We start from the raw sequence: 20,385 nt of genomic DNA on the forward strand, positions 1-20,385 counted from the left end.
TCAGCACTTCCTTACTTTTCTTTTTTCGTTTGGATTGACCGGATTCAGCCGGATCATTCTGTAAAATTGGTAGGGTGTTCCATTGAATGGATTCTTCCCCATATAAACGGATTCTTTGTCGATGTAGTAGCCTTTTTGGGGTTTGGGTTCGCGGATCCACCGCTCGGCTTTTACGGCTTGTATTTTGGGTTCTGGCCGGATCAGGTTGTGGCTGGTATTGAACCGGCGCTTTCCTTTCCGGTCCTCATAGTGGTCAAATTCATAATCGGTATACTTGATAAGATAGTGTGCCAGCTTTTTATGATCGGCCCGGTTATCCAGGTGATTAAACTGTACGGTTCCGTATGGCCATAGCTTTGCGATGACGGCGGTGTCCATTTTGTTGAGCACGATGTGATGATGAAACGCGCCCCGTTTTCCGACTTCGGTCACAGCGATGTATTTATAGTCGATCTCGGCTTTTTTACAGTGCCGGCGTAAATCTTTATGAAACTTCGCCAAATGCGCCCTGGCCACTGCTCTTTCTTTTGGTCTTTCCGAGATCCGGTACGGCAGCACAATGTGAAGGTCACCTTCCCAGAAATTCTCATTTATGTATGCCCTGATCTGGGCTTCCTGCTTGTTTCGGTTTACTTTCTTCTGGGCTTCGCTTGTTGGCCGGCTCTTCCTGGCTCTTGGTTTTCCTTTCTGCCACTCCCGGTAGGCGTATGTCTTTTTAACTTCAATTGTGTTCCCTGCTTCTACTGTCCACTTTTCATACATGCTTTACCACCTTCAGTATCCTTAAGTGTCTAAATGTTAATATGCTAAACGGGCTTCAAAGGCCCGATTTTAAGCCGTTTTTTGAATTTTTTCCATTGCCTTTACTGTATGAAAAATGGTATAATAACAGTAAGACAACTTCTTAAAACAACCGGCGGCTTCCAGGCTACAAAACCGGTTGTTTTTTATTTATTTTTTTAACCGCTGCCCGCACCATGGGCAGTAATTGCCAATATAGCCGATCTGGGATAAAGGCGCATCCTTATACTCAATGGCGATGATCTTTTCACAGGTCGGACACGCCCAGGCGACGTCTTGATCTTTTACCTTCGCCCTGACCTGTTTGGGCTGCTGAAGCTCTAAGACCTGGATGGATAAATCCAGATCGTTTAATCCGAAGTCAACAGCGTTTCTGAGGGCCCGGCGTTTTCCGCGAAGGGTGTTCCGAGCCTCCCGGCATCTTCCGGGGTCCATCCATGGCTTTTTCATGCTTCGTCTCCCAACATTTTGTGACGCGCACGCTTCAAAACCCGCTGCGCCTTGGTAAGGTTATGGAGCGGATCGCAGTGCCGGCAGACAAAGTACCGGGGATCCTCCCACTGGTAAGCTGGTATGGTGGCGATGAAGCCACACTGGTTGCACTGCATGTCGATGGTGCGTTCTAAATCTCCCATTTTCTGCCTCCTGCTTCTAAAAAGGGTAAAAAAAATTAGGACACAGCTTCTCTGTGTAACCTTTTAAAATGGCGGCGGTACGATCCCCGCCGCTGGATATTTCTTCCTTTTTTCGATTGTTGTGCTATAATAAATGTGTAAACTAATCTTTGCCCTTTTCAGCCTCCACGCTGTCTAGGGCTTTTTTCGTGGGTCTGTTTGTACCCTTGCGCTTTTCTGCGCCAAACCCACAGCCTTTCTTTTTAATTTTGTTTTATGAAGGGGTCAGAGCTCTAATGCTTAAGGCGGGCGCTCCGCGCTGGCTTTTACCCACTTTGTTACTAAGGGCATTGGAGCGGCTTTTGTTTTGGCGATCCACGGCGGTGCGGGTGGGCCGGGTGGCAAATCTGCTGCCTTTTCAAAAAGCGCTTCAAAAGCTTCAAGTTGTTCAAATAAAAGTGCCGCAAGTTGTTCACACGCTGCTTCGATCTGTTTTCTTATTTCTTCCATTATTCACACTCCAGTGCGGATAATACCTCGTTGAAAGTAGAAAATTGCTCAAATGTTATCAGGTTTAGTAAAAATAGTTCTCCAAGACTGGACATATAGGCATCGCGTATATAGGTTGTTACTTTTCGTTTGCCGTCAATGGTATCCTGGATCTCCTTCATGTGTATCTTGGCCTTTTCCTTGATCTGGTTGAGTTCTTCCAGATACCCGTCTTTTTCAACGGTCAGATCGCCTACCTGATTCGTGAGTTCTTCCTTTTCGGCTTCCAGATCCGCGATTCGGACCATGGCTTCGGTCAGGTTCATGTTCGGCCTCCTTGTCTCTTTTTTGAATTTATGGTAAACTATGGTTGTTAACGTACATGGTCCCTTTTAGCGGTGCAACGCTATGGGGGCTTTTTCTTTTTTCATAAACAGAAGCTGATTGTCTTGGCGCCACCACTTTGAATACTTTCGGGCATGCTCTGCGTTTTTAACAGCAATCTCATAGTGCTTTTGACAAAGCTTTTTTCCCGGAAGGGCTGGCGTTTCACAACGATAACAAAGGCCCTTTTTCCTTCGGATTTCCGGGATAGAACCGCCATTTTCACGCCTTCTTTTTTCTACTTTTTCAATCCCCCGTTTCCGTTCTTTGACATAGCATTCTAAGCAAAAGACTCCTTTAATGGCCGCTTTCTTCCCGCATCGGACGCAAAGCCCTGCTGCCTTCCGCTTTGCATAAGTTTCATTTTTTCTTTTTTTATCCTTTTTCAGGATATTCGCTTTATTCCTGATATAATATTCCCGGTTCTCTTTTTGCTCTTTTTCAATACATTCCGGGCACTTTGTTTTGTTATAAAAGGCGTCTCTTTTTCCGCACCGGACGCAGATATGGTGTTCTTTCAAGAATTCTCGCCGTGCTCGATTTTCTTCTTTATTGCTCATTTTTATTACACTCCTTTAAGCCGACCATCCACCGGCGGTAATCACAGTTCTTTTTAAAATTTCTCACTGCTTTATTGTGCTCTTTTCGTTTATAGGCGGCATATTTCCGCACCCTGGGTGAGTTGATGGAATAAGCGATAGCGTTCATAAAGTCACCTCCTCGGCCAGCATCCGGTGGATACCAGTACGATAAACAAAAGGGTGATTGTCGCGGCAACCGTGTTACACATCACGCCGATCATGCAGATATAAAACGTAAAAATAAATAGTACAAATTCGGCCATGTCTCACTCTTCCTTATAACGCTGCATCCTCAGAGCCCGCTTTTGCAGTTGCCTGTCCTCCTGGATCCGGAAGCGCACCAGCAGAATGAAACTGCCGCCGGCAACGAATAGGGCTGCCAACCACCCCGCACCGCAGGTAAATATGCCTTTTTCAGCCCAGCCATACAGGCCAAAAAGCCCGCATAGGATACAAAATTCAAAGAAGCATTTCACAGCGTCGTTGACGATGGCGCGTTTGGTTCGTGGTGTCATAACGCTTCCTCCCATGCCCCTGAACAGGCAATTTCAATATCCCCAAACATTTGAGTTGCCTCTGCCTTCGTGATTAGCTCCAGCTCGAATAAGATCATCACTTCACCCCTTAAAAAATCGTGGTATGCACCGCAGATCAATTTGCCTCTGGTTCCTTTGTCTTTTAGACTGCCTGATTTCTTCCCGCAAATCGCTGATTACTTTTTGCTTTTTTTCTTCGTTCATCTTTCTCCCTCCCGGCTGCCAATATAGGCAAAGTTGACGTCGTTCAGCAGCTTGATGCCTTCTGCCTCCGTAATCAGTTCCAGGCGTTTCAGTGTTGCGACTTCGCCAAACAAGGTGCCGTAGTCAATCTCATTGAGCAATTGTCCACGTTCGGCATTCCCTCGGGCTTCATCAACCTTCTCAATAATCATGTTGATGACGATCTGTTTTGTTAGTCCGTTCATTTTTTAGCCTCTTTCATATTTTTTCTGGTCTCTTTAAACAAGTCGGCCAGCTGGTCTTCTACTTCATTTCTTTTGTCAACTTCTCGCCTTATTTCCTCATCCAGATATAGCATTCGGTTCATGAGTTCGGTTTCTAGTTCAGAAAAAGGCTCTTCTTTTAATACCTTATACAGTACTTTTTGTTCGATTTCTGTTAGCATATGGTTCACCTCATACTTATCCAGGCATTTGTAGCAAATTGCCGTTTTCCTGCCGTTCACTTTTCCCGCTTCTATGATGCCTCATAACCCAGGCTTTCAGCGCGGCATCCACAAAATAAAGCTTACATCCTGGCGCCTCCTGAAACGCCGGGAAATCAGGCTCATTTTCCATATACTTGTAGATCGTGGATCTGGAGCAGTTCATATATTCACAAGCTTCTTTTAGTGTTAGAATTTCTCTTCTCATCTGCTTCCTCCTAATTCAAATTTTTCTGTTTAAGCTGATCCTTCAGTTTCTTTTGCTCCTGAAGTACATTGGCGTATGCTTGCACAAACGCGATGGCGACCGGATCCTTCTTGACATAATCGATCTGATTGTCCACTTCATTCAGGAGTTTTTCTTTTTTATTCTGGTTTTCAACCCTCATAGTTTCTCACCTCCTTTGAAAAAGTCTCATTTCTCTATAGGCTGAAGACTGATTTGTTTTCTTTTTGTCGTCTATGATTACATTATAGTCGTCATAGATAACAACGTCAAGGCTTTTTTGTTATTTTTTGTTTGCATTGAAAACATATTTGTGCTACTATATGTACAGGAGGTAATAAAATGAACGAAAGACTTAAAATTTTGCGTGAAACACTCAATCTTTCACAAGAAGAATTTGGTAACAGAGTTGGAATAAAATCCCGCGCTCATATTTCCTCCATGGAAAAAGGACGTAGAGATATTATTGACAGAACTATTCGAGATATATGTAGAGAATATAATGTTAATGAACATTGGTTTCGTACTGGCGAAGGACCAATGTTTAAAGAATCTTCTGATTCTGTTGATACCTTGCATGAACTCATCCGCTCTTTTGATATCGAGCAACTTGAACTCATGAAAGAATGCCTAGATATGATTATCAAAGAAAAAGAATCAGACAAGGGTAGTATCCTTAATTTTCAGCGAACAGTTACTCGTCCAGTCTATGATCTTCCGGCTTCCGCCGGTACCGGTCAATTTTTGGATGGTTACAGTTATACAAATATAGAATTTCCAGAAATCGCTGTTCCTCTAAGCTCTACCTTTGGTGTTCGCATTGCCGGCGATTCCATGGAGCCAGAATACTTTGATCAGGATATCGTCTTTGTAAGGCAGCAACCCACGCTTGTAGACGGTGATATTGGAATTTTCGTGCTGAATGGTGAAGGCTTTTTAAAGAAATTTGAAGTAACGGATAATGGCTATTGTTTAGTCTCTTTGAACGATAGCTATCCCGATATGCGGATTACAGAAGGTTGCGACTTCCGGATTGTTGGAAAAGTACTAGGAAAATATTCTTTTTCTTAATACTATTTGAAGTGTTTATAATGCATCTCCATTGTTGTATAATTATTTATAACAACCTAAAAGAAGGTGCATTATGAAACCCAAAAAAATCAATAGATTATTTGTTTATGAATTGTTTATGTCAATACTTGCAATTATTGCTGTCATCTTAGCAGTTTTAGACATTACTGAGGTAATGACTCTGTCTGAACATCTATATTTAGCTATTACAGATTTTATTATTTTAATCATTTTTTGGATTGATTACATTGTTCGCCTCATCACTTCAGATAGCAAAAAACAATTCTTCAAAGAAAATATTTTTGATTTAATCGCTATTTTGCCTTTTTCTTCTTTATTGAGGGCTTTTAGATTTGCAAGATTATTTCGCATCATGAAGCTTTCAAAAGCTTTAAAGGCAACGCGATTGCTGAAGTTCTCTCTTTTTTTTAAACGAATAGAAAGAACTTTTAACCAATTTTTTAAGACGAATGCTTTTGGATACATGATGCTTGTTACTTTGTTTTTGCTCATCTTTTCTTCATGCACCATTTATATTTTCGAGCATGGCAACAGTATAAATAACTTTGGTGATGCACTTTGGTTTTCACTTGTAACAATGACTACTGTAGGTTATGGTGACATCTCACCAATAACAAATACCGGTCGGGTTGTTGCTTCATTACTCATGATTTTTGGAATAGGATTAATTGGTTTTGTTACTAGTACAGTTACTCAGTTCATTGTTGAACGACAATCCAAACATAATCAGAAAGAAAGCAAAGTAATTGTCGAACAAATTCTTGATCTTAGCACTTTAGATTACCAAGATTTTGAGAAAGTCAAAAGCTATGCAGATTTCCTCATTGAAAAGTCAAAGGAAAAGCTATAAAAGCCTGTATCTTTAGAGACAATATTATACAGGATTCTATTGGTGGAAAGGAGTAAGAACTATGCCTTTACTCAAAGAAAAAGAAACGTTTAAAAAAATGACATTGGAAGAGTTCGACGCGTTGCCAGCCGATGAACGCACCACCTATGAGCTGGTTGATCATATGGTCTTGATGTCGCCAAGGCCATCGCTGCCTCATCAACGCGCTCAATTTAAACTACTGGCCATGTTAGACACCTTTTTATCTGGCCACAAATGCCAGGCATACGGTGAAATTGAAGTTAAAATGCGCGATGATATTTTTATTCCAGATATCAGCGTTGTCTGTGATCCGAGTCAATATAAAAAAAATCGCTATGATGGTGCCCCGGCAATTGTAGTTGAAATTCTCAGCCCTGGTACAGCACGCATTGATCTTTTTACGAAGCTGAATAAATATCAGATGTCCGGTGTCAAGGAATACTGGATCATCAGCCTTAAAGGGAAACTGGTCACGGTCCATAATTTTGAAAAAGAAACGGTTACAGAATATACGCTGGAAGATATTTTAAACTCTGAAACCTTTGAAGGTTTAAAAATTCCACTTACTAAAATTTTTGAATAACTTACTGAAATAAAAAAGCGCCCCACCGTTTGTGACGGCAGGACGCATGATAGTTAGCAAACCGGGTATGGCCTGATATAACTATCCCTAAGCAAGATCATTATATCAGACCTGCCCTGATTTTACAATAAATCAGGGCTCTTTTGTGTCCAAAATTGTCCTACACAACGAAAGGAATGATATGAATGAAATATGATAAAGTAAAAAGAAACGGACGGGAGTATTTTAGGTATCGCCATTGGGATGGTGTTATGCGAAAATATGATAAAACAATCTACGCTTTGAAGTATAAGGATCTAAAAGAAAAGGTTGAAGCATACGAAAATCAAATATCTTTAGGTGTCGCTGATAACAATACTCTATTTTCTGATTTTTGCTATGATTGGCTGATGAATGTGCACCTTGTGGATAAAAAGCCCACCACTGCAAGCCGGTATGTATCCATCCACAAAAATTATATTAAACCGGCACGCGTTGGAAAAATCAAATTAAAGGATCTGAAACCTGCTGACCTGCAAAAATGGTACAACATACTTTATGAAGAAAAGTCTATTGAAAAAGATCCAAACAAGGCTTTCAACATCGTTCACAATCTACATAAGGTTGTTTCCCCATGCATCCGATATGCCTTTAAAAGCGGCTGTATCGTGCGAAATATTGCGGAACTTGTCATTATCCCTAAAAGCCGAAAAAAAGCCGATAATACCCCAAAGCACAGCAAAGTTCACCCTCTCACCTTTGATGAACAAAAAAGCTTTATTGCTGCTTGTGCAGGTAATTATTATGAAGCGCTTTTTAATACTGCTTTAGATACTGGCGCCCGTCAAGGTGAGCTTTTTGCACTAACTTGGGGGGATATCAACTTTGAACAAAATTTTATTGACATCAACAAAACATACAGCTATGTTCAAAATCCGCAAACGGGTATTTTTGAAGGTCAGACGACCGATCCCAAAACAGAAACCTCCGCAAGAACCATTCCCATCCCAATGCGCACACGTGAAATTCTTCTCAAACACAAAACTGCTCAAAAGAAAGCGCTCCTTCCGACGGGCCTTATCCAAGATAATGAAACTCTTGTTTTTTGCACACCAGTCGGCACACATCTGGACAGTTCCAATGTGCTTAAGCGGCTGAAAGTTGTCTATGAAAAAGCCGGCATTAAGGATAAAGTATTCCATGATCTGCGTCATACTTACGCCACACGCTTATTTGAATTAGGTGAAGCCCCAAAGACGGTGCAAGTGCTTTTAGGTCACTCTGATGTCAATGTTACTCTTGGAACTTATACCCATGTTCTGGAAGTTATAAAGAAAAAAACAGCTTCAAAGATTGATGATCTTTATAAAAAAATGCCTGAAGAAAATACTTCTGAAATTCCTGATTTAAACTCTATCGGACAACTTTCGGACAATCTTGTAATATTCCCAAAAGCATCCCATTTCTAAACAATAAAAAAACGGCTGATTAAGCCGTTCGATGTCAATTAATGGTGATCCCGATTGGGCTTGAACCAACGACCTCTACCATGTCAAGGTAGCGCTCTTCCAGCTGAGCTACGGGATCACTTTTTGAATGCTTGTCTATTATAACGAATTCCCGAGGATTTGTAAAGTCTTTTTTTACTCTGCGGCTGAATTTTCCGGCGGAGCTGGGGTTTCGGGTGATTCCGGGGTGGGATCGGGGGTAGGTGTCGGGGTGACGGTCTGGTCCTCTGACCCGGTGGATTCCGGAGTGGGCTCAGGTTCCGGGTCTGGGGTCGCTTCGGCGGCAGGCGTGGCGGCCGGGGTATCGGACGGCTGGGCCTCGGCAGAAGCGGCGGCGGGCTGGGCCTCGTTGGCTGCTGGTGTTGGTGTTGGATTCCAGACGCCTGTCTGGGCGGTGAAGGTGACCTCGGCAGTGAGGGTATCCCAGGCGCCGTAGGCAGGCTGAATCAGGCTGAAGAAAATCAGCCATGCGATCAAGCTGTTTATGATTTTCCATTTTCTGGTCATGTGAAGCACCACCCTTTTTCAAGTGGAAGGTTGAAGGTGGAAGGTGACGATGCAAACGGCGCTTTGCTGGTTTGCCCGGTCAGGGCACCTCCTGTTCAATCTTCGATTTTTATTATAACACTTTTTCCTTTTTCCCGCTTTAATTTCTTAATTTAAAATAGTATCTTAGCCCTTTATTTCGTCCATAGACGGCCGTTTAAGGGGCGGGGCCGACGCAGATCTATGTCTTGGGGTTTCCCCCCGCAGATAGCGGCCTTTCGGCGGTTTGACATCCCTGGTTTTAACCCGGTGCCTGGGCTTCATGAGATCCTGCTCATCCTCGGGATACTTACCCGACAGCCATTTTTTGACCATGTGCTCCAGCATAAGGATAAAGCCCCAGAGCAGAAACATGGTGACCGCAGCCGGGCTTTGGAGAAACAGGGCGATACGGCCAAGATACGGGATATGAAAAGCATAAGTGCCAACAATGTCCTCCCGATGGATTTCAAATTCATCGTACTGGCCTTCCTGATAGCCCTCCCCTTGGGTCATATAACGGTCATAACCGTCGCTGGTATCAATGTAACGGAAATAGTGAGTGACAAAGACCTGCTGACCCTGAAGCTCCGCCTTAAAGGTGATGGGCGTGTTTTCCGGGATCGGGTCATCCTCATCGATGGCATGGTCGATGACCAGCGAGCCGACCGGCAAGGTGGGGACCATGCTGTTGGTTAGGATAACGTAGGGTTTGTAGCCGAAGAATTTAGGGGCGTCATGAGGATTTATTTTCGTAAACACAACATAGAATAAGGCGAAAATGAAAAACAAACACAAAATAATACTCCATAAAATTCTTACGCTCTTTATAAAAATATATGTCTTTTTTTTACAATTTAGATTTCTTCTCATGATTTTCTTTTTTATGTTAATGTTCTTGAAAGACAAAAATAGCGGTGAACTACAAATATCCACCGCTAACTAAACACATAATCCAAACAATCACTTGTTTTTATTATTCAAGAATCACGAAACAGTGTCATTTACAGTTTCTAATTCAACTTTTACATTTCTTGTTAAGCCTTCTTCATCAGCATTCGCAATACCATCATTGTTATCTAGAAATTCAACAAACACATGGTAAGTAGCTGGCGTATCACTTAATGTCAGTTCACCATTAACAACGATAGGATCTCCAGTAGCACTTCCACTGCTATCAGCCTTTAAATATACTTTATACACATTATTTGCAGTAGAAAATGTATCTTCATTATACACACCAGCTGTATTTACTTTCGTTTTTAATGTTAAATTTGGTTTATCAGTTGCTCCAGCCAAACTCGCCGTAAAAGTGCCAACTTCTAAACTATCTGTTTCTGTTCCAGTATCTTTTAATGCATTTTTAGGAACTAACTTTAACGGATTTGTAGCCTTCGTTGCATCATTCACAGTTAATGTAACTGCTTTACCTGCTTCCACAGTTAATCCATTTCCAACATCTCCCTTTAACGTATCCCATGCCGCAAACGATCCAACAGCCACAGCCAACATTGCCACTGTCGTAATTCCACTAATCCATAACGAAGCTTTCTTTTTCATCTTGTAAATCCTCCTGTATTATCCATACATCTAAATTTTTTAATCATTGCTGCCTCTTAACAATGACCTGTTCTTAACGATGGATTAATTATACAATTGGAAACGCTACACTTCCGCTACTCCTTAAGTTAGTTGACAGTGGATAGTTGATAGTGGATAGTTTTGGTGCAAATTTTTCTTTGAAAAACTTGATTGAAGATTGCAGCCATTGGCCGCAATACGAACGACAATCGCTTAAAAAATAAAATTAAGGAACGAGCGCAGCGATGTTCCGTCACACCGGCTCTGTTTCGACGTCGGATCAAACAACAACCTGAGCTGTCCGCGGATTAAAGAACGCCTGGGTCGATTTCAAAATGCACACCGCAGGTGTCGCATTTTGCATGAGAGAAGGCGTTTTTAATCCGCGGACAGCGCCAATTCTCCTCTACCTCTCCCCCTCGTCCCTCTACTCTTTCCCCTGCTTTTCCACCATCTCCTGGATCTCCCAGATCTCGGGCACGCGCTCCTCGGCCCAGGAATACTCAAACAGGTACTCGCCGGTAAAAGGGGATTTCGGCAGGATTTCGCCCTCAAGCAGCTTGTAGTAGTCGCAGTAAACCTTATCCCGCTCGATATAGCACAAGCCGCGCCGCGTCTGGAAAATACCCGGCGCGCCCGCCTCCTCAAAGGTGTGGGTGGCAATCATGACCGCCTTGCGGTAAAGCTTTTTGGTCTTTTCGTCATAGAGCCGGTCCTCCCACAGCTTGTCGATGGCCTCCTCCATGGTGACCACACCGCCCCGGTGATCCACGCACAGAGCCACCAGCTCCTTGGCCTTCTGGCTCTTAAAGATGAGCAGCTCCCCCTTGACAAAGACGTCGAACCGGCCAAAGGTGCGGAAAACCACATCATTCTGGGGCTTTTGAGACTTGGTCCGGCTGACCTTGTCGATGACCGCCTGCACCCGCTCAGCCGTAAAGGGCTTGAGGATGTAGCCCGACGCCTCCACGTCAAAGGCCTGCTGGGCGTAATTGTTGTAGCCCGTCACAAAAACCGTGCGGATGTCGGGCGCGGCGTCTTTCAGGTAACCGGCCAGCTCGATGCCTGTGAAGCCGGGCATCTCAATGTCCAGAAACGCCAGGTCCACCTGATTGCATCTGACAAAATTCAGGGCGTCGGCCGTGTTCTCAAAGGTGCCCACAACCTCCACCCCCGCCATGTCCTCCAATACATATTCCAGCGCCTCGATGGCAAAGCTCTCGTCGTCTACGATGATCACTTTCATGTCTGTCTCCTATTCTTTCCTGGGAATCCTCACACGCTGTACAGTGCCCTGGCCGGGCACGCTTTCAATCATCAGCTCCGCGCCCAGCATATGCGTCAGCTGGAAACGGGCGTTGTAAATGCCGCCGTCCTTTTTATCCCGCAGGCTTTCAGGATCAAAGCCCACGCCGTCGTCGGTGATGGTGACCTCATAGCAATCTGGCAGCTCCCGGGTGGACAGGGTGACTGTGCCGCCCTCGGGCTTCCGGCATACACCGTGCTTGACCGCATTCTCCACCAGGGGCTGGATGCATAAGGGCGGCACCGTGAAATCCGAGGCCTCGATGTCGTATACGGCGTCAAAACGGTTTTTAAACCGGATTTTTTCAATGTCCACATAGCACTGGACCGGCACCAGGGCTTTGTCGAAGGGGACGGGCTGGTTGATCTTGACAAAGTCGAGGTTTGAGCGCAGATAGTTGGAAAAGGTAAAGATCACTTTGTCGGCCAGCCGGGTATCCCGCCGGGCCAGCACCTGGATGGCCTGGAGGGTGTTGAACATAAAATGGGGCTGGAGCTGGCTCACCATCATGTCGGCGCTTTTCTGCTCCATCTCCTTGTACAGGTTGGCCAGACGGGTGGCCTCCTGCTGGCGGACCTCGATAACCCGCTGATAGTAGATATAAATCATACACATGAGTAACAGGCACAGGGTGGCCGGGTACAGCATGTACATGTCAGCCGTGGCCCAGCCGGACAGGTACATGGTGTCGGCAAACAGGCCGGTGAAGATGGCCGCGTAGCCCACGAGGGCAGGCCGGATATGCGGGGTTTTCGCCTTGACCAGACGGTACAGCCGGTAGTACATGTAGGCCAGAGGATAATAAAGCCCCAGGCGGATGTGCTGCTCCAGGTACAGGGTCTGGCTGTTTTTGGACACGATGGCAATGGCGGCCAGCACAGCGGCGTAATAGGCGGCCAGAATGGCCACGCGCGCTGGCCGGATCCGGCCAGCGGTCTGTTCCTCGACGGTCAGGCACAGCAGAAAACAGGCGTCCAGGGTCGCGCCGTAAAAGATGATGGCCAGGGTGGTGTTAAAAGGGCCGCCGAACAGGGCCTCGACGGTGACAGCGATATCCACGCTGAACATGCGCACGATCAGGAACACCACGGCCCCCAGTATCAGGTTTGAATAATTTTTGACCCGGCTGATCAAAATCACCAGCAGATAAACCAGGCTGAATACCAGCACGCCTGTGCTGAGAACGGAGATGGAAAAAATCTGCAGCGGTGAATAGCTGACATTGTTCTTGAGATTGGTAAAAACAGAGGTAATGTAAACGCCGGAGGGCAGAGCGTCCACGCTCTGGTCCCCGAGACTCATGGAGAGCTCGGTATGGATCCGGGCGTTCTGTACCTGACCGCTGACCAGGCCATGCAGGCCCATGCCGGCGATCAGGATGAGCACGACGGCCAGGCAGGCAAAATAAACGGTCTTTTCGCTTGGTTTTCGGATGGGTTTTGATGACATATCATTTCTCCGCCGCTTCTTTGACAAGGGCTGTGAATGCTGCTTCGGGCAGTGGTCTTGAAAAATAATAGCCCTGGATAAAATCGCAGTCCATCTCCCGCAGGATCTCGACCTCCTCGGCCACCTCGACGCCCTCGGCGATGACGCGCATCTTCATGCGGTGGATCAGGTTGATAATAGCTTCCACGGCCATTTTGGTTCGGGACTCGCCGGCCAGGCGGCTGGTCAGGCTCTTGTCCAGCTTGATAATCTTGAAGGGCAGGTGAAGCATGTTGGTGACGCCGGAATAGCCAATGCCGAAATCGTCCAGGGCAAAGGCGCAGCCATAGCGGATGAGGCGGTCCATGGTGTTTTTAAGGGTGGCCATGGAGGCGGCGGCTACGGTCTCGGTGATCTCAAACTTGAAGCGTTGAGGCGGCAGCCGGTAGCGCTCCATGATGGCGATGAGGTCATCGGCCAGGCTCTCCTGCATACACTGTACCACGGAAAGGTTCACGCCGATGGTTTCAAATCCCGCTTCGGTATAGGGATGGGCAGAGACAAACTGACACACCTTCTCGAACACGATGAGGCCAATGGACACGATCATACCGTTTTCCTCGGTCATGGGGATAAACTCGTCGGGCGGGATCAGGCCAAACTCGGGGTCACGCATGCGCACCAGCGCCTCGCAGGTGGCAAAGCGCCCCTTGGGAATGGAGTAAATGGGCTGGTAATGCACCTCAAAGCCGTCGTTTTCGAGGGCGGTGGTGAGCATGGAGCGGATATGGTTCTTGCGCTTAAATTTCTCGTTGAAGATTTCACCGCCCCGCACCACACCGTTTTCGCGGTGCTTGGATTCCTGAATGGCAAAGTCGATGGCGGACACGATCTCGTCGGCGGTCTCGGTGCCGCTCTGGCCCACGGGCACCACGCCCAGGCCGCAGCTCAGGCTGTAGTCAATGCCCTGGTAATGCCAGGGCTTTTTGAACCGCTCCACGATGATGTCCACAGTTTGGTCGGCGCTCGCCGCGCCGCCGGAGGCCGCGAGGCAGAACACGTCGCCGTCGAAGCGGTAGACCCGCCCGGTGCTGGCCAGCTCCTTTAAAAACCCGGCGACTTCCTTGAGCAGGCGGTCACAGGTCTTGACGCCGAACACCTCGTTGGCAAACTTGAAATCCCGCAGGGCAAGGGCGATGACATCGCCCCTTTTCCCCTCCTTGAGATGCATTTCGATCATCTGCAGAAAGACCTGCCGCTTAAAGGTGCCGGTGAGCTCGTCGCTGACCAGGCTGTTGCTCTGGGTGGAGAGGTGCACCAGCAGAATACAGCAGGTGCAGGCCACACCGGTCAGGATATAGCCGGTAAAGACGAACTGGAGCAGGATGGCCGCCAAAGACAGTGCCAGAAAGGCGCAGAGCGCCACAAAAACCGAGTGGGACATCTTTTTGCGGTTGTAGATGGCCACGACTGCGGCGCACAGGATATAGGAGATGGTAATGACATGGCTGAAGGGATTGCCGATGCCGCGGGCATAGCCGTGTTCCAGGTCCAGGGAAAAGTAAAAATGCGTCAGCGGGTTGGACAGGGCCAGCAGCAAGTAAACAAAATACATTGAAAAAACCAGAATGACCAGGGCCCTTTTGTGCCAGAATTCCTGATAAATGATGGAAATCACGTACAGCAGCACCATCATGGGCATGCTGGGCAGAAAAATCAGATACAGGTTGTTGAAGAAAACGGCCAGGCCGAAGTTGTCGGGCGTCAGGTTTTCCAGCAGCAGCGTGGCGGCGATATTGGTGGCGATAAAGGCAAAGGAAATGACAAGGGTCGCACCATAGATACGGTTCTGCCAGGTGGGAACCCGCGGCCCTCTGTAGTAGTAAACCATGATGATACCGATGATTACAGCTGAATAGATTTCAAATTCCAAGTGCCATGTCATTTCTTTTACCTCTATTTTTAAATTACCGTTTCAGCGTCGATGGAAAAGTAATCCTTGCGGATATAAAACTCATTGTAGCTGATAGGCATGCCGTCCTCCACTGACAAAATACATTGGGAGATGAGGAAAACGCTCTCCTCCCGCGGGATTTTCAGATAACCCCGCACCTCGTGGGCCGGTTTTACAATTTCGATGTGCAGCTTTTTCTTGAGCTGGAACTGCAGCTTTGCCTTTTCCATGATGCCGTGGAAATTGGCGAAGTTGATGACGTCCTCCACGATGGGGTTCCCCTTCTGGTAGGGCAGGTAGATGTTGCTGTACTGCACCACGTCCTTGCCCATGTAAAAGGCTTTCTGGACGCGGATAACCTTGTCGAAGGACCCGACCTTGAGCTCGCGCATGAGCCGGCGCCCGGGCGATACCACGCCCACCTTGATGAGCTTGACCTCGTCGATCTGCCCCTTCAGGCTGTCTACCTCGTCAAAGTAGAACTGGTAATGGTTGGAGGTGGGCTCACAGACAAAATTGCCCTTGCCCGGTATGGTGTAGATATAGTTCTCGTTGACCAGCAATGCCAGGCTTTTGCGCAGGGTGGTACGGCTGACGTCATAAAATTCCGACAGCTCGTGCTCGGACGGCAGGATGTCGCCGGGCTTCATCTCACCTTTTTCAATTTTTCCTTTAATGTCGTTTACGATATCGAGGTATAAAATTTTACGCATGGCTTCCTACTCCTGGGTAAGCCATTCTCTGCAGATGGAGACACCCTCGATGGCGTCGCTGGAAAAGGCGTCGGCTCCCACGTATCTGGCGTATTCTTTGCCCGCGATGGCGCCGCCCAGAATGATCCGGATATCCTCCCGGAGGCCGGCGGCAGTGATGGCCTCCACCACCACGCGGATGTTTTCCACCACGGAGGTCAGTATCCCGCTGATGCCCAGTATCTGGGGCTTTTCTTTTTTGATGGCCCGGATAAATTCCTCGGTGGGGACGTCTGTGCCCAGGTCGATGACATCAAGGCCCTCGGAATGCAGCATGCTGACAAATATGTTTTTGCCCACGTCGTGGATATCGTCAAACACGGTACCCACCACGATCTTGCCCGCCGGGGCCTCGCGGCTGGAGCGCTCGGATTCCATGCCGGATATTTTGAGCAGGCTGGACACCAGCTCGCCGGCCATGATGAGGTCTGCGATGTAGTACTCGCCCTTCTCGTACCGGTTGGCCACGCGCTGGAGGGCGAAATTCAGGTCGTTGGATATCTCCTTTGGGTTTTCCCCTGATGCGAGCAGGGTTTTTACCTGGCGGATGGCCAGGGGCTCGTCGATGTTTTCGACCGCTTCGATTAATTTTTTCTCCATGATAACTCCGTCTACAATCAATCTATTTTAGTATGAATCATATCATAAAAACCGGTCTGTGACAATCGTTTAACCACTGGATTTACACCAATTAATAGTTTTTCTTTGATCAACCTTTCGTTAAAGAATTGTCAAGGAATTCTTCTTTATTCTATTGGAATTTTAATGAAAAAGGCGTATAATGGGTATATATATTGCAAAGGTTCCCAGAAATATTGTGAAAATACAGAGAATTTTAAGGAGCATTCTATGGAAAACTTTACAAAAGCCGAGCTTGAAAAGAACAAAAAATACCTGGAGCTGCTGTCCGGTAACTTTCCAAACATCACCACCGCCGTGGGCGAGGTGGTCAACCTGACGGCCATTTTAAACCTGCCCAAAAGCACGGAGCACTTCCTGACCGATATCCACGGTGAGCACGAGGCCTTTAACCACGTGATGCAGAACGCCTCGGGCGCGATCCGCCGCAAGGTCATGGACGAGCTGGGCAGCACGGTCAGCCTTGAGGATCTGGAGGAGCTGACCACGCTCATCTATTACCCCAGCGAAAAGCTGGACTTGATTAAAAAGGAAAAGAAGGGCCCTTACCTGGACAACTGGTATGAGCTTACCATTTACCGCCTGGTCAAGGTCTGCCGGGCCGCCGCCTCCAAATACACCCGTTCCAAGGTGCGCAAGGCCCTGCCCAAGGATTTCGCCTATGTGATGGAGGAGCTTTTGCAGGAGGACGAGCACCGCTTTAACAAAAAGGAATACTATAACCAGATCATCGCGAGCCTGGTGGAATACGGCCGGGCCGAGCACTTTATCATCGAGATCTCCGGCGTCATCAAGCGCCTGACCACCGACCACCTGCACATCATCGGGGATATCTTTGACCGTGGGCCGGGGCCGGACGTGGTCATGGACACCCTCATGAAGCACCACTCCCTGGATATGCAGTGGGGCAATCACGATATTCTGTGGATGGGCGCCGCCGCGGGCAGCGCGGCCTGCATCGCCAACGTGGTGCGTATCGCCCTGCGCTACGCCAACATGGATGCCCTGGAAACCGGCTACGGCATCAACCTGCTGCCGCTGGCCACCTTTGCCAACCGCGTATACCGGGAAGACCCCTGCCAGCAGTTTACCCCCAAGGTGAGTCCGGACGACATCGAGACCGACGCGGAAATCATGCTCATGACCCGCATGCACAAGGCCATCAGCATAATCCAGTTCAAGCTGGAGGACCAGCTGATCTCCCGCCACCCCGAATACGAGATGGACGACCGCCTGGTGCTCAGGGGCATCAGTGAGGACAACAAGACCGTTGAGGTGGACGGCGTGGTCTACGAGCTCAACGACACGAACTTCCCCACCCTGAACCATGAAAAGCCCTGGGAATTGAGCGAGGAGGAGCAGATCGTGGTGGACAAGCTGTGCTACACCTTCCGTCACAGCGAAAAGCTTCAGAAGCATATCCGCTTCATGTACGCCAAGGGCAGCATGTATCTGGTCTACAACAACAACCTGCTGTTCCACGCCTGCGTGCTGCTGAACGAGGACGGCACCTTCAAGGTCAAGAAGATCAACAACAAATATTATTCGGGCCGCTCCCTCATGGATAAATACGACCAGATGGCCCGGGAGGCCTATTTCGGCGACATTGAGGAATGCCCGAACAAGTCGGATTTCCTGTGGTACCTGTGGTGCAACAAGGATTCCCCGCTTTTCGGCAAGGACAAGATGGCCACCTTTGAGCGGTACTTCATCGACGACAAGACCCCGCATAAGGAGCGTTACACGCCTTTCTACACCCGGATCGACGACAATGAGAACATTGCGGTCATGATCCTCAAGGAATTTGGCGTGGACCCGGTGGAGGGCCACCTGATCAACGGCCACGTGCCCGTCAAGGCCGGCTCGGGCGAAAGCCCCATCCGCGCCAACGGCAAGCAGCTGGTCATTGACGGCGGTTTTGCCAAGGCCTATCAGAAAACCACGGGCATTGCCGGCTATACTCTGACCTACAACTCCTACGGCCTCACCCTCATCAGCCACCGCCCCTTTGAATCGGTGGATATGGCGATCCGTGAGGGCGTGGACATCAAATCCACCCGGCAGGTGGTGGAAACCACGCTGGAACGCAAGCGCGTCAAGGACACGGATATCGGCAAAACCATCCAGGCCCAGGTACACGACCTGGAAATGCTGATTTCGGCTTACCGGAAAGGGATTATTAAGGAAAAATCTTATTAAAAAACGGGCTCTGCCCGTTTTTTTAGTTGAGCGTTGCTAAATCCCTTTCCTTATGATAAACTAAAACTACTATTAAACATGCATACTTCAATAACATTCGGAGGGGAAACCATGAGCTTTGAAATTGTAACAGATTCTTCCTGCAACCTGCCTGAGGACATCATTGACCGTTACGGTCTGCACATTCTGTCTTTACGCTTTTTAGTCGGGGAAAAAGAATACTACAGCTATACCAAGGGGGAGATCACCGATCTAGCCCAGTTCTATACTATGATGCGCAACAAGGAGGAAATCACCACCTCACAGATCAGCAGCGACATCTGCACCCGTCTTTTTGAAGGGCTGCTGCAGCAGGGCAAAGATGTTCTGTACATCGGGTTCTCCTCCGCGCTCAGCGGCACTTACCAGGTGGGATACCTGGCCCTTGAGGCGCTGAAAGAAAAATATCCCGACCGCAAGATTTACGCGGTGGATACCCTGGGCGCTTCGCTGGGCGAGGGACTTCTGGTTTACCATGCCGCGAACCTGCGGGATGCCGGAAAGAGCATTGAGGACGTCAATGCCTGGCTTCTGGACAACCGCCTGCACCTCTGCCACTGGTTTACGGTGGACGATCTGTTCTTCCTGCAGCGCGGAGGGCGTGTGTCCGGCACGGTGGCCATCTTCGGCACGCTTTTAAACGTCAAACCCGTTATGCACATGGACAACGAAGGCCGGCTGATCTTTGTGACCAAGGTGCGCGGCCGCAAGCGTTCCCTGGACGCGCTGGTAGAACGGCTGGACCAGACCGCCATCAACCCGTCCGAGCAGTCCATTTTCATCACTCACGGCGACTGTCTGGAGGACGCCCAGTACGTGGCTAAGAAGATCGAGGAAACATACCACCCCAAAGAAATTGTCATCAACTGGGTGGATCCGGTCATCGGCGCACACTCCGGTCCCGGCACCGTGGCGCTGTTCTTTCTGGGAACCGAACGGTAAGGCTTTAACCCGCCCGCTGACACAGCCGGGCGGGTTTCTTTTTTACCGAAACCGTTCCCTTTCTACTGAAAACGTTCTTCTTGCTTTTCTCTCCTGTGGTATACTTTAATTAAACATTTGTTTCGTTTAAAATTGAGCCCGGGAGGTTTTTGTCATGGGAAAATTTGTTATCAAACCGGTTAAGTCCGGTTATACCTTTCATCTGAAAGCCAGAAATGGCGAGGTGATCGCAACGTCTGAGGTGTATTCCAGCCTGACGACCTGCAAGCACGGCGTCGAATCTGTCCGCAAAAACGCGGAAGGCGCGCACCTGGAGGATCAGACCGCCAAGGAGCCTGTCCCCGCGAAAAATCCAAAGTTTGAGATGTACCAGGATAAGGGTGGTAAATACCGCTTCCACCTAAAGGCCAGCAACGGCGAGATCATTGCTGTTTCCGCCGGCTATAAAGAAAAGGGCAGCTGCCTGAAGGGCATCGAATCGGTCCGGCGCAACGCTCCCGAGGCCGAAGTCATTGTTGAAGAAGCCTGATCCTAACCTTTCATATATTTTATAGAAGCCCCCCGGATACTCTTATCCGGGGGGCTTCTTACTGCCTGCCATCAATAGCTGACGGGCGCAAAAAATTCATACTTTTTTCTGATTTATCCAAAAAAACAAGGGAAGCCGTGCGGCTTCCCTTGTTTTTATT

General features: G+C 48.0%; 29 protein-coding genes and 1 tRNA gene. 7 read left to right on the plus strand and 23 right to left on the minus strand.

Annotated features, from left to right (window positions below):
- The 14 genes from I2B62_RS17615 to I2B62_RS17670 all read right to left on the minus strand — a co-directional run bounded on the left by I2B62_RS17615 (position 1) and on the right by I2B62_RS17670 (position 4,461).
- Positions 1–762 (minus strand): hypothetical protein, encoded by a 762-nt coding sequence (locus tag I2B62_RS17615; RefSeq protein ID WP_195270346.1) that lies wholly within the window; start codon positions 760–762, stop codon positions 1–3.
- Positions 763–951: 189 nt separating this feature from the next.
- On the minus strand, positions 952–1,251 hold the full coding sequence (locus I2B62_RS17620; RefSeq protein ID WP_195270347.1) for a hypothetical protein: 300 nt from the start codon (positions 1,249–1,251) through the stop codon (positions 952–954).
- The gene (locus tag I2B62_RS17625) at positions 1,248–1,436 is read right to left on the minus strand and encodes a hypothetical protein (RefSeq protein WP_195270348.1); all 189 of its coding nucleotides are present in this window, start codon (positions 1,434–1,436) and stop codon (positions 1,248–1,250) included. Before I2B62_RS17625 ends, I2B62_RS17620 begins: the two co-directional genes overlap by 4 nt.
- Positions 1,437–1,715: 279 nt before the next feature.
- Positions 1,716–1,925, minus strand: a complete 210-nt coding sequence (locus I2B62_RS17630; protein WP_195270349.1) for a hypothetical protein — start codon at positions 1,923–1,925, stop codon at positions 1,716–1,718.
- Positions 1,925–2,230, minus strand: a complete 306-nt coding sequence (locus I2B62_RS17635) for a hypothetical protein (protein ID WP_195270350.1) — start codon at positions 2,228–2,230, stop codon at positions 1,925–1,927. Before I2B62_RS17635 ends, I2B62_RS17630 begins: the two co-directional genes overlap by 1 nt.
- Positions 2,231–2,296: 66 nt before the next feature.
- Positions 2,297–2,848: a hypothetical protein gene (locus tag I2B62_RS17640; RefSeq protein WP_195270351.1), complete on the minus strand. Its 552-nt coding sequence runs from the start codon at positions 2,846–2,848 to the stop codon at positions 2,297–2,299.
- The gene (locus I2B62_RS17645; protein WP_195270352.1) at positions 2,838–2,996 is read right to left on the minus strand and encodes a hypothetical protein; all 159 of its coding nucleotides are present in this window, start codon (positions 2,994–2,996) and stop codon (positions 2,838–2,840) included. The genes I2B62_RS17640 and I2B62_RS17645 overlap by 11 nt, the downstream gene beginning before the upstream one ends.
- A gap of 4 nt (positions 2,997–3,000) precedes the next feature.
- Positions 3,001–3,132 carry a hypothetical protein gene (locus I2B62_RS20725; protein ID WP_279354805.1) on the minus strand — a complete coding sequence of 44 codons (132 nt, stop codon included), beginning with the start codon at positions 3,130–3,132 and terminating at the stop codon, positions 3,001–3,003.
- A 3-nt stretch (positions 3,133–3,135) separates the two neighbouring features.
- Positions 3,136–3,384 (minus strand): hypothetical protein, encoded by a 249-nt coding sequence (locus I2B62_RS17650; RefSeq protein ID WP_195270353.1) that lies wholly within the window; start codon positions 3,382–3,384, stop codon positions 3,136–3,138.
- Between the two features lie 102 nt (positions 3,385–3,486).
- Entirely contained in the window at positions 3,487–3,609 is a 123-nt protein-coding gene (locus tag I2B62_RS20730) for a hypothetical protein (RefSeq protein ID WP_279354806.1), read from the minus strand.
- Positions 3,606–3,833: a hypothetical protein gene (locus I2B62_RS17655; protein ID WP_195270354.1), complete on the minus strand. Its 228-nt coding sequence runs from the start codon at positions 3,831–3,833 to the stop codon at positions 3,606–3,608. The genes I2B62_RS20730 and I2B62_RS17655 overlap by 4 nt, the downstream gene beginning before the upstream one ends.
- Positions 3,830–4,033: a hypothetical protein gene (locus I2B62_RS17660; protein WP_195270355.1), complete on the minus strand. Its 204-nt coding sequence runs from the start codon at positions 4,031–4,033 to the stop codon at positions 3,830–3,832. Before I2B62_RS17660 ends, I2B62_RS17655 begins: the two co-directional genes overlap by 4 nt.
- A gap of 16 nt (positions 4,034–4,049) precedes the next feature.
- A complete protein-coding gene (locus I2B62_RS17665) occupies positions 4,050–4,280 on the minus strand; it encodes a helix-turn-helix domain-containing protein (protein WP_195270356.1) in 231 nt (76 codons plus the stop codon).
- 10 nt (positions 4,281–4,290) lie between these two features.
- Positions 4,291–4,461, minus strand: coding sequence for a hypothetical protein (locus I2B62_RS17670; RefSeq protein WP_195270357.1), 171 nt, complete (start codon positions 4,459–4,461; stop codon positions 4,291–4,293).
- 179 nt (positions 4,462–4,640) lie between these two features.
- Between I2B62_RS17670 and I2B62_RS17675 the strand changes: the two genes are divergently transcribed.
- The 4 genes from I2B62_RS17675 (at position 4,641) to I2B62_RS17690 (ending at position 8,292) form a co-directional block, all read left to right on the plus strand.
- Complete coding sequence (locus tag I2B62_RS17675; RefSeq protein ID WP_195270358.1) at positions 4,641–5,369, plus strand: XRE family transcriptional regulator; 729 nt, start codon at positions 4,641–4,643, stop codon at positions 5,367–5,369.
- Between the two features lie 73 nt (positions 5,370–5,442).
- The gene (locus tag I2B62_RS17680) at positions 5,443–6,240 is read left to right on the plus strand and encodes a potassium channel family protein (protein ID WP_195270359.1); all 798 of its coding nucleotides are present in this window, start codon (positions 5,443–5,445) and stop codon (positions 6,238–6,240) included.
- A gap of 61 nt (positions 6,241–6,301) precedes the next feature.
- The gene (locus I2B62_RS17685) at positions 6,302–6,844 is read left to right on the plus strand and encodes a Uma2 family endonuclease (RefSeq protein ID WP_195270360.1); all 543 of its coding nucleotides are present in this window, start codon (positions 6,302–6,304) and stop codon (positions 6,842–6,844) included.
- 185 nt (positions 6,845–7,029) lie between these two features.
- On the plus strand, positions 7,030–8,292 hold the full coding sequence (locus I2B62_RS17690; RefSeq protein ID WP_195270361.1) for a site-specific integrase: 1,263 nt from the start codon (positions 7,030–7,032) through the stop codon (positions 8,290–8,292).
- Positions 8,293–8,334: 42 nt separating this feature from the next.
- Here the strand turns inward: I2B62_RS17690 and I2B62_RS17695 are convergent.
- The 9 genes from I2B62_RS17695 to I2B62_RS17735 form a co-directional block, all read right to left on the minus strand.
- Positions 8,335–8,410, minus strand: a tRNA-Val gene (locus tag I2B62_RS17695).
- A gap of 56 nt (positions 8,411–8,466) precedes the next feature.
- On the minus strand, positions 8,467–8,838 hold the full coding sequence (locus I2B62_RS17700) for a hypothetical protein (protein WP_195270362.1): 372 nt from the start codon (positions 8,836–8,838) through the stop codon (positions 8,467–8,469).
- A gap of 165 nt (positions 8,839–9,003) precedes the next feature.
- Complete coding sequence (locus tag I2B62_RS17705; RefSeq protein WP_195270363.1) at positions 9,004–9,648, minus strand: hypothetical protein; 645 nt, start codon at positions 9,646–9,648, stop codon at positions 9,004–9,006.
- Positions 9,649–9,843: 195 nt separating this feature from the next.
- A complete protein-coding gene (locus tag I2B62_RS17710) occupies positions 9,844–10,416 on the minus strand; it encodes a hypothetical protein (RefSeq protein WP_195270364.1) in 573 nt (190 codons plus the stop codon).
- Positions 10,417–10,864: 448 nt separating this feature from the next.
- Complete coding sequence (locus I2B62_RS17715; protein WP_195270365.1) at positions 10,865–11,683, minus strand: response regulator; 819 nt, start codon at positions 11,681–11,683, stop codon at positions 10,865–10,867.
- Positions 11,684–11,692: 9 nt separating this feature from the next.
- Complete coding sequence (locus I2B62_RS17720; protein ID WP_195270366.1) at positions 11,693–13,192, minus strand: histidine kinase; 1,500 nt, start codon at positions 13,190–13,192, stop codon at positions 11,693–11,695.
- A 1-nt stretch (position 13,193) separates the two neighbouring features.
- Positions 13,194–15,116 carry an EAL domain-containing protein gene (locus I2B62_RS17725; protein ID WP_195270367.1) on the minus strand — a complete coding sequence of 641 codons (1,923 nt, stop codon included), beginning with the start codon at positions 15,114–15,116 and terminating at the stop codon, positions 13,194–13,196.
- Positions 15,117–15,133: 17 nt separating this feature from the next.
- Positions 15,134–15,838, minus strand: coding sequence for a GntR family transcriptional regulator (locus I2B62_RS17730; RefSeq protein ID WP_195270368.1), 705 nt, complete (start codon positions 15,836–15,838; stop codon positions 15,134–15,136).
- A gap of 6 nt (positions 15,839–15,844) precedes the next feature.
- Entirely contained in the window at positions 15,845–16,477 is a 633-nt protein-coding gene (locus tag I2B62_RS17735) for a cobalamin-dependent protein (protein ID WP_195270369.1), read from the minus strand.
- A gap of 249 nt (positions 16,478–16,726) precedes the next feature.
- On the opposite strand from I2B62_RS17735, the gene I2B62_RS17740 reads away from it, so the two are divergent.
- The 3 genes from I2B62_RS17740 (at position 16,727) to I2B62_RS17750 (ending at position 20,225) form a co-directional block, all read left to right on the plus strand.
- A complete protein-coding gene (locus I2B62_RS17740) occupies positions 16,727–18,715 on the plus strand; it encodes a fructose-1,6-bisphosphatase (RefSeq protein WP_195270370.1) in 1,989 nt (662 codons plus the stop codon).
- Positions 18,716–18,826: 111 nt separating this feature from the next.
- Entirely contained in the window at positions 18,827–19,696 is an 870-nt protein-coding gene (locus tag I2B62_RS17745; protein ID WP_195270371.1) for a DegV family protein, read from the plus strand.
- Between the two features lie 154 nt (positions 19,697–19,850).
- On the plus strand, positions 19,851–20,225 hold the full coding sequence (locus I2B62_RS17750; RefSeq protein ID WP_195270372.1) for a YegP family protein: 375 nt from the start codon (positions 19,851–19,853) through the stop codon (positions 20,223–20,225).
- Positions 20,226–20,385: the final 160 nt, after the last annotated feature.

Origin of the sequence: Eubacterium sp. 1001713B170207_170306_E7 (assembly GCF_015547515.1) — a bacterium.
Lineage (GTDB): Bacteria > Bacillota > Clostridia > Eubacteriales > Eubacteriaceae > Eubacterium.